Genomic DNA, 11,884 nt, shown 5'->3' with positions numbered 1-11,884 from the left:
CATCACTCGCCGCCCTACTTGCTTTACGCGGCCGGAAACGCCTCGTTGAGCTTCTTGCTGACGAAATCCATGTCCTCGATCAGCCCCGCCTGCGCCTGGTAGATGCCTGGCAAATTGAGCGATCCGGCCAGGTTGGGGTCGGTCTGCCCCGCGCCGATGGTCCAGCGCAAGCCGTCATCCGCCACCTTGAGCGCCGCGTCACGCGCATGGATACGGGCCATGGCCTGGCGGGTCGTCACATCCAGCGGGATAGCCGTGGTGGGATGCGACTGCACCCGCTCGGCGAAGATGGCGGCCGTCTCCGCGTAGGCGATCAATTCACCCAGGCGAAAGAGGATGTGCTGATTGCGTGTCAGGCGGTCAACGCGGCAGCGTTCCAACACCACGGCCAGCGCGCGCAGGGCCAGGGCGGCCGTCCCTGCGCCGTTGTTCGGCTCAGTGCGCTGAATTTTGTCCAGGCGCGCAGCCCAGTCGTTGTAGTAGGCGCCGCGGGTCTTCAGGTGCAACTGCCAGCGGTCGCGGGCAATCGTCCATTCCATGATTTCCGAGGTGCCTTCGTAGATGGTGGTGATCTTGACATCGCGCTTGATCTTTTCCACCATGTATTCCTTGGTGTAGCCGTAGCCGCCGTGCGCCTGGATCGCATCTTCGGCCGCCTTATTGCCGGCCTCGGTCGCCAGGTACTTCGCCACCGCGCCTTCGGTCTGCAGGTCGGGTTCGCCGCCATCGAGGCGTTCGGCTGTCCATTCGATGTAGGCACGAGCCGCTTCCAGGCGCACCGCATTGGGCACGATCAGCTTGTGGGTATAGCCCTGCTTCTGGCTGAGCGGCGCGCCGCCCTGAATGCGCACCTGCGAGTAGGGAATGGTGCGTTTGAGCGCGGCCCAGCCGCCGCCCAAACCGAACGCGGCCACCATCAGGCGGGTGTAGCCAAAGACCGCCTGCGCCTGGATCAACCCCTGACCTTCCACCCCGCCCACCAGGCGGTCGGCTGGCACATACACATTATCCAGGAAGAGCGCCGCCGTGTTGCTGGCGCGAATGCCGTGCTTGTCCTCCGGTTTGCCCTTGGTGAAGCCTTCGGCGTCATGCTCCACCACAAACCAGGTTGCGCCGCCTGGCGCATTGGCCAGGATCGTGTAGACTTTGGCGACGCCGCCGTTGCTGATCCACTGCTTGCGGCCGGTGATGCGATAACCGGTCACCTTGCCGTCTTCGATCACCGGCTCGGCCTTGGTTTTGAGCGAGCCGAGATCGCTGCCAGCCTGCGGTTCGGTCGCGCCATAGGCCACCAGCAGACCCTCGTTCGCGATGCGGCCCATCCAGTAGGTTTTCTGCTCTGGCGTGCCGCCCACCGTGATGGGGTCGCTGCCCAGGAAAGTGGCCAGCACCCCGGTCGCGATGCCCAGGTCAATGCTGGCCATGACCTCGGAGACACGGTAGATGTCATAGGCGCCGCCGCCCATGCCATCGAACTCTTCGGGGATGAAGAGGAGATGCAGGCCCACGTCGCCATAGAGCGCTTCCAGAACGGCATGAGGGAATTCGTCCTTGTAGTCAAGCTCAAGCAAGTAGGCATTGGTCAGCTCACGCTCCGCATACTTTTGCAGCGTGGACAACACCATGTTGAGGGTTTGGGTATCCAGTCCGGCCATCGAATGGTTCCTCCTAAATTTAACTCACTATCCTCAGGGCACGGGCGCAATCTGTGCCATGCCTGTGACAAATTGAACAAGCAGGATTATAGGCGTCGAGTCACGGCGGTCATATGCGCCATATCATAATGCGTTGGCCGATTTCATGACCTCCTATGGCGCAACGCGTCACTTTTCGACAAGTCGAGGACTCCGGAGCGTCCGGAGTGCCGAACTCGTTCGGCGTATGTTCAGGCCAGGTCAGTTGCCCATGCGCCGGGCGCACAACCGTGCATGAAAATGTGACGCAAGCCGCCGGCTTGCCTCCGTGGCGCGGGCGCTGCAATCCGGCGGATTGCGCCACAGGGCTATTTTCAGGTCAGTTTCCATGCCAGGGGGCACAATCGTGCATGAAAATGCCTTTGCGTCTTTGCTTCTTTGCGTCAGGATATTTTCAGGTCAGTCAGCGGTTGGGTCATTCTATGCAGGCGGCGTGTCCTGTCAACTTTGCGCGGTGCAGAGCAGGCGACTGCCAGTCGCGGCAACGCGTGACCAATCCAACCTGCGTTGACTGGAGACGAGTTGCGCGCCGGTTTGATGTTTCGGCGCTTGTGGCGTACAATTTCCCGCGTGCACTCTGCACCTGCCCATGAAGGAGGAATCCCACCATGACCACTCGCCCATCACGTCCCTGGCTGCTACCCGCCCTGATTGCGCTGATCCTGGCGATCGGCAACCTGGCCGCCAACTGGGTGGCTGCCGATCTGCAGGAAACGCTCGAACCGGTGCGCTGGCTGGTTTGGGCCGCGTTTGCCATCTCATTGGTTGCCGCAGTCTGGATTGCCGTGCCGGGAGGCGCGGCGCCCATCCAACGCTGCGCCCGGCGGTCGCCAGGCCGCCAAGCTGTATGAGGAGCAGCGCCGGCGCTACCTTCAGCGCATCGCGGCCGATCTGCGCTTCTTGCCGCTGACCGCGGTGGACATCAAGGCGGCCAGCGCGGAGACGCCGGCGGAAGAACGCCTGCCGCTGGCCGATGTCTACGTGGCGCTCGATACCAAGACCCGCGTGCCGACCGAAGACCCTTCCGGCCGTAAGCGCGGCCAGGAGGAGATGCTGGGCCGGCCGGATGAGCGCCCCTGGTCCGCGCTGGAGGCCGTGGCGCAGACCCCGCGCCTGGTGTTGGTGGGCGAGCCGGGCGGCGGCAAATCCACCTTTGTCAATCACCTGGCTTACTGCCTGGCCAATGCCGCGCTGGACGCCCGCGGCGGCTGGCTGGAGCGCTTGCCCACCTGGCCGGCCGACGCCAGCCAGGTGCTGCCTGTGCCGGTGACGCTGCGCTACCTGGCGGCCTGGCTGAGCAAGGCGACCGATCCCCCACCGAAAACCGGCCTGCTGCTCGCCTATCTCGCATCCTGGCTGGGCGAGAATGGCCTGGGCGACTGCCTTGAGTTTTTGACCGATCATCTGCAGGACGGCGCCGCCATCTTGCTCCTGGATGGCCTGGACGAGGTGCCTGTCCAGGCGGCCGTGCTGGGGCGCATCAAAGAGATGATCAACGACCTGCCCATCGCCTACCCAAGCCTGCGCGTGGTTGTGACCTGCCGCGTCTTGAGCTACCAGGACAGGCGCTGGCATTTGTCCGACACCCTCTGGCCCACAGTGGTGGAGCTGGCGCCGTTGGACGAGGAGAAGATTGACGCCTTCATCTCGGCCTGGTATCGCCAGTTGGCGGTGATGCGCGAGCGCACACCCGACGAGGCCCAGACCTCAGCCGCCAAGCTGAGCCGCGCGGTGCGCCGTGAGGACTTACGCCGGCTGGCGCGCAATCCGCTGCTGCTGACCACGATGGCCGTGGTGCATACGCGCAGGGACGAGCTGCCCGACGCGCGTGTGCTGCTCTACCGAGACGTGGTTGACCTGCTGCTCTCGCGCTGGGAGGCGGTCAAGCTGAAGGGCGACGCCGGTGGACAAACGACCTGGCGCCGCCTGCTGGCTGAGGCCGGTCTGCAGGACATTGATGTGCAGCAAACGCTCTGGCGCCTGGCCTACGACGTACATGCCCATTTGCCGCAAGAGGCCGATCGTGAGGCCACGGCCGACGTGACCATGAGCGACCTGGTCGCGGCCCTGGCCGATCTGCACCCGCAGAAGAGCAAGGATTGGGCCGAGCAGGTGGTGGCGGTGATGAACGAGCGTGCGGGCCTGCTAGTGGAGGTGGTGCCGGGCCAGCTCTATCGTTTTCCGCATCGCACCTTCCAGGAATACCTGGCCGCCTGCCATCTCAGCCGCCAACGCGACTTCGTGAGCGAGACCGTGAAACTGGCCGCGACCGCCAGCTTCTGGCGCGAAGTGATCCTCCTGGCGGTCGGCATCCAGGTACAGGATGGTCGCGACGAGCCGCTGCTCCTGGTGGACGAACTGTGCCCCAAGACCCCGCCGGCGGATGATGCGGCCTGGCGGCAGGCCTGGCTGGCCGGACAGGCGCTGCTGGACTTTGGCCTGGGCCGCGCGCAGCGGCGCGCGCTCGGCCCTGAGCTGATCGAACGCGTGCGCCAGCGCCTGACCGATCTCATCACGCACGACCGCCTCACCCCGCGTGAACGGGCCGAAGCCGGCTCCGTGCTCAGCGCGTTGGGCGATCCGCGACTTCGATGTGCTGCTGCCCGTGCCGGCCGGCGAGTTTACGATGGGGAGCAACGATCGTCAATGACAACGAGAAACCGGCGCATCCGGTCTGGGTGGGTGATTTTCGTATCGGCGCCTATCCGGTCACCAATGCGCAGTACGAGGAGTTTGTCCTGGCGACCCACCACGAGCCGCCGGTTCACTGGCGGGGGCCGCGCGCGCCGATCGAACTGCGCAATCATCCTGTGGTGTATGTCGGTTGGGATGACGCCAACGCCTACTGCGCCTGGCGCAGCCGGCAGGAGGGGCGTGAGCTGCGTCTGCCCACCGAGGCGGAGTGGGAGAAGGCTGCCCGCGGCACGGATGGCCGCACCTGGCCGTGGGGTAATACCTTCGACGCTATGAAGTGCAACATGGGTGAGACCGGCATCGGCGACACCAGCCCCGTAGGCATCTTTGCGGCCGGCCGCAGCCCTTATGAGGTCTTCGATATGGCCGGTAATGTTTGGCAGTGGACGCGCAGCGCGTGGGGCGAGGATTGGCAGAAGCCAGAGTTTGGCTATCCGTATCGGGCCGACGACGGGCGTGAGGATCAGAGTAGAACAAATGTTCATCGTGTGATGCGTGGCGGCTCTTTCGTCTCCAACGTTGACCCCGTGCGCTGCGCCTATCGTATCGGGGACCCGCCTGGCGCCCGTAACAGCAATGTGGGTTTCCGGGTGGTCGCCCCCGGCCTCTGAACCTCTGCCTCTGTTTGCTCTGACCTCTGATCTGCGCTCTGTGGGCGTGCGTAGCGGTGGGGGAAACAGGCCACGACCGCGGATGGGGGTCTGGGGGGAGCTCGCTGTCGCCGCAAGGATGTCCACTTTCGACAACGGCCGGCAGTTCCAAATTTTTACCGCAAAGACACAAAGGGCGCAAAGAGACCGCCCATTTACGACTCATCCTGCCGTTTCTTTGTGTTCTATGTGTTCTTTGTGGTCAAGTGTTTGCTAAACTCGGAATTTCTGGACAACGACTGCGCGCCTTGCTGGTTGCCCATCATGGCGGTAAAATACCACGGAGGTACCATGACGCAACGATTGCCAATTCCACCCGAAAAAATGGCCGTCTATCGGGCCACGGCTCGACAGCGCGAGCAGGCGCGACGAGCTGCGGTGGAAGCCCGCCGCGTTTGCGCCCTGGCCCTGGCGCAAACGGCCAGTCAGTTGCTCAAGCAACAGTTTGGCGCGCAGCGTGTGGTGTTGTTTGGCTCCATCCTGACGCCGGCGTTCTTTCACGAACGCTCTGATATTGATCTGGCGGTGTGGGGCCTGAACGAGCGCCTCTACCTGCGCGCCCTGGGCCGTCTGCTCGATCTCGATCCGAACTTCGAGTTCGACCTGGTCGAATTCGAGGTGGTTCCGCCGCGCCTGCAGGCATCTATACAGAAGGAGGGACAAGAACTGATTTTAGCGTAGGGAAAGCGTAGGGTTGGCGTCCAGTTTGCCGCCTTCCCCGGTGTTATTCTGACACCAGAAACAAGCGAGCAAACAAAGATGTGAATCTCTTCTTTCTTCTCCTCCTTTTCGATGAACATCCCAGGTCGGGCAGCCTGGGATGTTCGATTTTCTGGCCGATTTTCGATTGCCAATCTCCAATCTCCGGTCTCTCCCCCCTCAATACGCCCGCCCAAACAGCGCCACCTTCGCCGCCGGCCGGCCGGTGTAGAAGCAGGTTCCGCTCCCCTCTGGCTGTTCCAGCGGGAAGCAGCGGATGGTGGCCTTTGTCTCTTCCTTGATGCGGTCCTCATCCTCGCTGCTGCCGTCCCACCAGGCGCGACAGAAACCGCCCGGCCCATCCAGCACTTCTTTCAACTCTCCGTACGAGCTGACATCCACGATGTTGGCGTCGCGGAAGGCGGTCGCGCGCGCCAGCAGGTTGGCTTGAATCTCTGTGAGGGCTTGCTGAACGGTGGCCGCGGCGCCGGCCCGTTCGATGCTGCGTTTGCCTTCACGACCGGGGATGTCGCGCCGCGCCAGCACGAGCTGTCCGTTCTGCACATCGCGCGGCCCAATCTCGATGCGCAGCGGCACGCCGCGCATCTCCCAGTCGTTGAACTTGAAGCCGGGCGAGTAGTTGTCGCGCAGATCGAGCTTGGCGCGCAGACCCGCGGCCTTCAGCTCTCGCTCCAGCGCGATGGCTGACTCAGTCACCAGCACCTGCTCCTGCTCCTTGCGCCAGATCGGCACGATGACCGCCTGATACGGCGCTAACTTCGGCGGCAGTACCAGGCCCTGGTCATCGCCGTGCGTCATGACGATGGCGCCCACCATGCGCGTGCTCAGGCCCCAGGAGGTGGTCCAGCAGAGCTGCAACTGGTTGGCCTTGTCCAGGTATTGAATGTTGAACGCTCTGGCGAAGTTCTGTCCCAGGTTGTGCGACGTGCCCGATTGCAGCGCCTTCTTGTCGCCCATCATCGCTTCGATCGTGTAGGACTTGTCCGCGCCGGCGAACTTCTCTCGCGCCGACTTGATGCCGCGGATGACCGGAATCGCGGCGTCGTTGATGGCAAAGTCCGCGTAGACATTGAGCATCTGCAGGGTCTCCGCCTCCGCCTCTTCGTAGGTGGCGTGCGCGGTGTGTCCTTCCTGCCACAGAAACTCGGTGGTGCGCAAGAAGAGGCGTGTGCGCATCTCCCAGCGCACCACGTTGCACCACTGGTTGATGAGCACCGGCAGGTCGCGGTAGGAGCGAATCCACTGTGCGTACATGTGGCCGATGATCGTTTCGGATGTGGGGCGCACCACCAGCGGCTCCTCCAACTCCTTGCCGCCGCCGTGCGTCACCACGGCCAGCTCGGGCGCGAAACCTTCCACGTGCTCGGCTTCTTTTTGCAGAAAGCTCATGGGAATCAAGAGCGGGAAGTAGGCGTTCTGATGACCGGTTTCCTTGAAACGGCGATCCAGTCCATCGCGGATGGCTTCCCACAGGGTGTAGCCGTAGGGTTTGATGACCATGCAGCCTTTGACCGGCGAGTAATCGGCCAGGTCGGCGCGTAGCACCACATCGGTGTACCAGCGCGAGTAGTCTTCCCCGCGCGGGGTAATGCGTAGTTCTTCTGCCATGACGAAACTCCTTGGATTAAGTGCAAAGCGCAGAGTGCAAAGCGCAAAGCGCAGAGTGCAAAGTGCAAAGTGCAAAGTACAAAGTGCAAAGTACAAAGTGCAATGCGTTTTCGGAGAAAACGCAGAGAGCATAAAGCGCAACGTGTGAAGTGCAGGGCAATGCCATACACGGCGTGAGTGTTTGCGAGATGAAGTTGTGCAGCCCCCCGTGCGTGCGCCAGGCGCTACGCCAGGGGGCGAGGCGGGGATGGGAGGGTGGCTTGCAGGCGGGTGAGGATTTCCTGGGGCGAGGCGACGACTTCGGCCAGGGCCGCGACCGACGAGCCGATATGGCTGTGGGCGAGGATGGCGCCGATGATCGGCTGCCAGGCGTCGCCCAGGAGCAGGAAGGGGCGCGGGGTCATCGCCCCAATTTGGAGGAGGTTCCAGACGTAGGTGACCTCGGCCAGGGTGCCGACGCCGCCCATCACCGCGACGATGGCATCGCCTGCGTCGGCCAGGGCGGTCATGCGCTGCATCAAATCAGCCGTGCGACGTTCTTCATGCACCCAGGCGTTGGTGGTATGGCGTTCGAACACATCGCAGGTGACGCCGATGACATGACCGCCGGCCTCAGCCGCGCCGCGACTGGCCGCTTCCATGGTGCCATTGTAGCCGCCGGTGGCCACGGCGTAACCGGCCCGCGCCAGAAGTTTGCCCAACAGGCGTGCTTCTTCGTAACAAGCCGCGCCGGCCACGCAGCGTGAACTGCCAAAAATGGTAACGGTTGTCGGTGTATCCATGCGAACTTGTCGGTCCTTGTTGCTTTGCTTGCCAGATTTCTGCTGCAGCCTTTGTCAAACCTCAATGACCCGGTGCGGGTAGACATTGATGACATCGGTCTGATGGTAGCGTGTCGCCACCACTTGATTACGATTGTACACATGAATGTGGCCGTGCAGCAGGTAGCGCGGGCGAAAGGTGCGCAGCAGCCACAGAAAACTCTTGAAACCGGTGTGCGCCCGGTCGGGCTGATCGTGTATGCCAAAGGCCGGCGCATGGGTCACCAGCACATCAAGATAGCGCCCGTAACGCAGGCGATTCATCATCAGCCGGGGCGCCAGGTTCAACGCCTGCAGCCACATGTCGTTTTCGCTGTACTGGAACCACGCACTGGGGTTGTAGCGCATGCATCCTTCCAGGCCGGCCAGCAACAGGCCATGTTCGTTGACGGTGATGCCGTGCAGGTTGGTGCCCACACGGGGCTGCGCAATGCCGACCTCGTCGGCGCGCTGCTCCAACTCGAAGCCGTGGTTGCCAAAGACGAAATAGCTGGGGACATTCAGGGTGCTAGCCAGGTATTCCAGGTAATAGAATGGAAGGTCACCACAACTGATCAGAACATCTGTGGTGCTCTGTAGCTTGAATGCTCCCGGGCCGTACAGATGCGGCTCAACTTCATCGCTGACAACCAAAATGCGCATAGGCCTGCACTGGGTTCAGGGTCATTAAAACCCGGTCTCTGTCAGCGGCGGGCAAAGGCTGCTGCACTTACCAGAACGTCGAGCTGTCTCCTCGCAAACCGATCAAGACCCGTCCCCGTCCCGCCGCGGTCAGGGGTGCGAGTATACCATAAACGACCATGGGTGTCAACGCCCTTCGACGAGGGTCAGTAGTTCCAAATGTAGCCTGGTTTTTACCACAGAGATCACAAAGAACGCAGAGAAGTTGCCGATTTGCGTCTGATCTGCCGTTTCTTTGTGGTTGAATGTGTGCTACATTTGGAACTGCTGGACGAGGGCCTTCAGTTTTGCACTTGACAGCCATCGCGTCCCGTGCTACAATGTTTATGACGCAGTGCGTCACAAGAATAAGGAGAAAAACTATCCCAGGACAGCCAAGCCGGCAACCATCTATCGTGCCCTGGTGCATGAAGAGGATATCTACGTCCTGATGTAGCCGCGACGGCGCGTGGCGTGTTTGCGAAGCGTCCAAAAAAAGGCGTGCCACGCGATTGACAGTTGTGAAGCGGTGTGCTATAATGCCTTATGACGCAATGCGTCATAGAGGATTGAATCGAAAGAAAGATAACCAGACCCGCTCTTGTCGGGCAGTGTGTTAGGCTGACGGGATGTGTTGTGATAGAGAAATGACAAAGGGAGGCCAATCATGGCTGAGATGACGAGACTCGAGAATGTGCGCAAGCAGGCGGAAACGCGCATGCACGATGCGCAGGAAACCATCAAGAAGTGGAGTGGCACCGCGACGCACGATGTGCGCGATAGCAGCCACAAGGCGTTGCTGGTGAGCTTCGGCACCGTGGGTACATCCCAGGATGCTGTCGCGGACCTCATCAAATGGACGACCGATTTTTATGAGAGATCGGTCAAGCGTGGCCAGGAGATGGAGGATTGGGCGCTGAAGGAAGCGCGTCATTACTGGAAGGAAGGTCGCCAGCGCGTCGAAGCAGCGGAAGACGACCTGGAGGGGCGGGTCAAGCACCTGGTCGCGCGCATCGAAGTGCCGACGCGCGCCAAGGTGCAGAATCTGGTCGAGGAAATTGATCAGCTAGAGAGCAAGGTTGAGGAGCAGGTGACCAACCTGCATGAAACGACCATGCAGCACCTGCCGCTTGCCAACTACGCCAAGCTGAATGTCAAGGAAATTGTCAACAAGCTGGCCGACCTGACGGTCACTGAGATGCAGGCCATTCGTGACTTCGAGGCGTCCGTGGGCAAGCGGGCCACGGTGCTTCGTGAGCTGACGCGGCGCATCGAGGCGATGCCGATTGCCGACTACGATGACCTGGCCGTCGAGCAGATAACCGCCAAGATGGATAGCCTGAACACGGCCCAGTTGACGGTGATTGCGCAGTACGAGCGCGCACACGGCAACCGCGTTGGCGTGCTGCAGAGCATTGACGCCCGTCTGCACAACTCGGAGATGATGCCTGCGTAAGGCTGCATCTCGTCCGCAAACCTCCGAAAGGTTCTTGGCGCCGCGTTTGCGCAGGGTTTTGACACTGCGCGAACGCGGTGCTATAATTTGCGAGGCGCACTCCCAGGGTCCATAGCTCAATAGGTAGAGCAGCTGACTTTTAATCAGCGGGTCGCTGGTTCGATTCCAGCTGGACTCATAAGACACGCGAAAACGATCAACTGAACCTGTGTCAGTTGATCGTTTTTTTGTAACTGCTCAGTCACCTGGCGCCGACTGCCAGTGTGAATCCGTGTTGATCCGTGTACTAATCCTACGGCCCCGCGGTACGCCCATCAGGCGCGATTTCAATCGCTCGTTGCGGTTATTCCACCCTCGCGCGCCACTCCCGCGCCGCGACCGCGGTCTCGGGCCATAGACGGGCGCCGGCGGGCGTGCCCTGTTCTTCTTCGAAGATGAGCAGTTCGTTGGCGGCCGCCAGCCAGGAGGCTGGCGCTTTGTAGAACTCCTGCGGGCCGATCTGCCAGTAGCGCCCCAGGCTGCGGCCGTTGAGCCACAGATGCCCCTTGCGCAGACTGCCCAGGCTCAGTTTGAACGGCCCCAAGCCGTGCAGGGTCGGGTCGTAGGCGAAGCGGGTGCGGAAGAAGACGGGGCGCGGCGGTCGCTGTGACCCGCCAGGCGCCGTGCGGCTCGTCTGCGCGCGGCTGACCTGGAACGCCCGTACCGGCGAACACAGCCGGGTGAACGCCGGACCGGTATTCCCACACGGCGTCCAGCGCCTGGTCGGCGTCGTAGGTGAGCAGCCAGGCGCGCCAGGGCTGCCCGGCGTAGTCACGAATGTGCAGGGCGATGACGTTGGCGCGGTCTGGCTGCAGCCGCTCGCTGATATCGAACTTGAAGAAACCACCGCCAAAATGCCGGCTGAAACGGATCAGCGGCTGGCCGTTGATGAAAAGCGCGCCGGGATTACGGTCCCCGGTCAGATAGAGCAGCGCCCGTCGCCCGGCCGGCGCGGGCAGCTCGCGCAGCAGCCAGATGTCGCTGCCCGCGCCCTCGGGCGGTGCAAAGTGTGCCAGGTCAACGTCGCGGGCATCCGGCCGCACGTGGGCCGGACGCGCGTTGGCCAGCGCCTCGCCGGCGAAGGCTGCCTCCTGCCAGAGGGCCGTCCAGCCGCTGGTGATCTCTTCCTGCTGTCCGCCCAGGTAGAGGGTGTCGGTCAGTCCCTTGATCTCGCTCAGGCCGCTGCCGTAGTTGAAGCGCCCCAGGTCATCCACCAGTAAACGCAGGTCATGCGCGCCGGGCGTCAGGGTCAGAGGCAGGGCGAGCGTCGGACCGTCTGGCCCGACGCCGAAGGCGCCGACAAACGCGCCATCCACGAACAGATGCCCGCGATCGGCCAGGCCAGGCGCGGCCAGGGTGGTGACCTGGGCCTGCGCTGCCTGGAAACGGCCGCGATACCAGGCGTAGCCATGCGCGTTGGGCGCATTTACGCCCGGATTGCCCAGCGGCTGCCAGCCCTCGTTTATTTCCAACTCCAGGCAGGTTGCGCTTTCCCAGGCGCCCAGCGCCGGCGCCGCGGTCGGCGGCAACGCCTGCGGACCT

Annotated in this window: 9 protein-coding genes and 1 tRNA gene; 6 read left to right on the top strand and 4 right to left on the bottom strand. The window is 62.6% G+C overall.

What is annotated here, in order from left to right; genetic code table 11:
- Positions 1-23: 23 nt before the first annotated feature.
- Positions 24-1,655 (bottom strand): acyl-CoA dehydrogenase family protein, encoded by a 1,632-nt coding sequence (locus tag IPM84_07905; GenBank protein MBK9092690.1) that lies wholly within the window; start codon positions 1,653-1,655, stop codon positions 24-26.
- A gap of 647 nt (positions 1,656-2,302) precedes the next feature.
- Between IPM84_07905 and IPM84_07900 the strand changes: the two genes are divergently transcribed.
- The 4 genes from IPM84_07900 (at position 2,303) to IPM84_07885 (ending at position 5,719) form a co-directional block, all read left to right on the top strand.
- On the top strand, positions 2,303-2,545 hold the full coding sequence (locus IPM84_07900) for a hypothetical protein (GenBank protein MBK9092689.1): 243 nt from the start codon (positions 2,303-2,305) through the stop codon (positions 2,543-2,545).
- Entirely contained in the window at positions 2,475-4,664 is a 2,190-nt protein-coding gene (locus IPM84_07895) for an NACHT domain-containing protein (protein MBK9092688.1), read from the top strand. Before IPM84_07900 ends, IPM84_07895 begins: the two co-directional genes overlap by 71 nt.
- Before the next feature lie 8 nt (positions 4,665-4,672).
- Positions 4,673-4,999: an SUMF1/EgtB/PvdO family nonheme iron enzyme gene (locus tag IPM84_07890; protein MBK9092687.1), complete on the top strand. Its 327-nt coding sequence runs from the start codon at positions 4,673-4,675 to the stop codon at positions 4,997-4,999.
- Positions 5,000-5,329: 330 nt separating this feature from the next.
- A complete protein-coding gene (locus IPM84_07885) occupies positions 5,330-5,719 on the top strand; it encodes a nucleotidyltransferase domain-containing protein (protein ID MBK9092686.1) in 390 nt (129 codons plus the stop codon).
- 198 nt (positions 5,720-5,917) lie between these two features.
- On the opposite strand, the gene IPM84_07880 is transcribed toward IPM84_07885, so the two are convergent.
- The 3 genes from IPM84_07880 to IPM84_07870 form a co-directional block, all read right to left on the bottom strand.
- Positions 5,918-7,366 carry a proline--tRNA ligase gene (locus IPM84_07880; GenBank protein MBK9092685.1) on the bottom strand — a complete coding sequence of 483 codons (1,449 nt, stop codon included), beginning with the start codon at positions 7,364-7,366 and terminating at the stop codon, positions 5,918-5,920.
- A 224-nt stretch (positions 7,367-7,590) separates the two neighbouring features.
- A complete protein-coding gene (locus IPM84_07875; protein MBK9092684.1) occupies positions 7,591-8,148 on the bottom strand; it encodes an LOG family protein in 558 nt (185 codons plus the stop codon).
- A 54-nt stretch (positions 8,149-8,202) separates the two neighbouring features.
- Positions 8,203-8,829 (bottom strand): metallophosphoesterase, encoded by a 627-nt coding sequence (locus tag IPM84_07870; protein MBK9092683.1) that lies wholly within the window; start codon positions 8,827-8,829, stop codon positions 8,203-8,205.
- Positions 8,830-9,514: 685 nt separating this feature from the next.
- Here IPM84_07870 and IPM84_07865 point away from each other — a divergent pair.
- Positions 9,515-10,303, top strand: coding sequence for a hypothetical protein (locus tag IPM84_07865; GenBank protein ID MBK9092682.1), 789 nt, complete (start codon positions 9,515-9,517; stop codon positions 10,301-10,303).
- Positions 10,304-10,408: 105 nt separating this feature from the next.
- Positions 10,409-10,481 (top strand) — tRNA-Lys (locus IPM84_07860).
- Positions 10,482-11,884: the final 1,403 nt, after the last annotated feature.

It is taken from the genome of Candidatus Amarolinea dominans (assembly GCA_016719785.1).
GTDB lineage: Bacteria > Chloroflexota > Anaerolineae > SSC4 > Amarolineaceae > Amarolinea > Amarolinea dominans.
The sequence above is the reverse complement of the archived record's forward strand: the minus strand, read 5'-3'. Positions and strand labels throughout refer to the sequence as shown.

Excerpts from the sequence above, each read along its gene's own strand:
- IPM84_07885 (MBK9092686.1), top strand. The coding sequence starts at position 5,330 with ATGACGCAACGATTGCCAATTCCACCCGAAAAAATGGCCGTCTATCGG.
- IPM84_07875 (MBK9092684.1), bottom strand. The coding sequence starts at position 8,148 with ATGGATACACCGACAACCGTTACCATTTTTGGCAGTTCACGCTGCGTG.
- IPM84_07890 (MBK9092687.1), top strand. The coding sequence starts at position 4,673 with ATGGGTGAGACCGGCATCGGCGACACCAGCCCCGTAGGCATCTTTGCG.
- IPM84_07900 (MBK9092689.1), top strand. The coding sequence starts at position 2,303 with ATGACCACTCGCCCATCACGTCCCTGGCTGCTACCCGCCCTGATTGCG.
- IPM84_07865 (MBK9092682.1), top strand. The coding sequence starts at position 9,515 with ATGGCTGAGATGACGAGACTCGAGAATGTGCGCAAGCAGGCGGAAACG.
- IPM84_07870 (MBK9092683.1), bottom strand. The coding sequence starts at position 8,829 with ATGCGCATTTTGGTTGTCAGCGATGAAGTTGAGCCGCATCTGTACGGC.
- IPM84_07905 (MBK9092690.1), bottom strand. The coding sequence starts at position 1,655 with ATGGCCGGACTGGATACCCAAACCCTCAACATGGTGTTGTCCACGCTG.
- IPM84_07880 (MBK9092685.1), bottom strand. The coding sequence starts at position 7,366 with ATGGCAGAAGAACTACGCATTACCCCGCGCGGGGAAGACTACTCGCGC.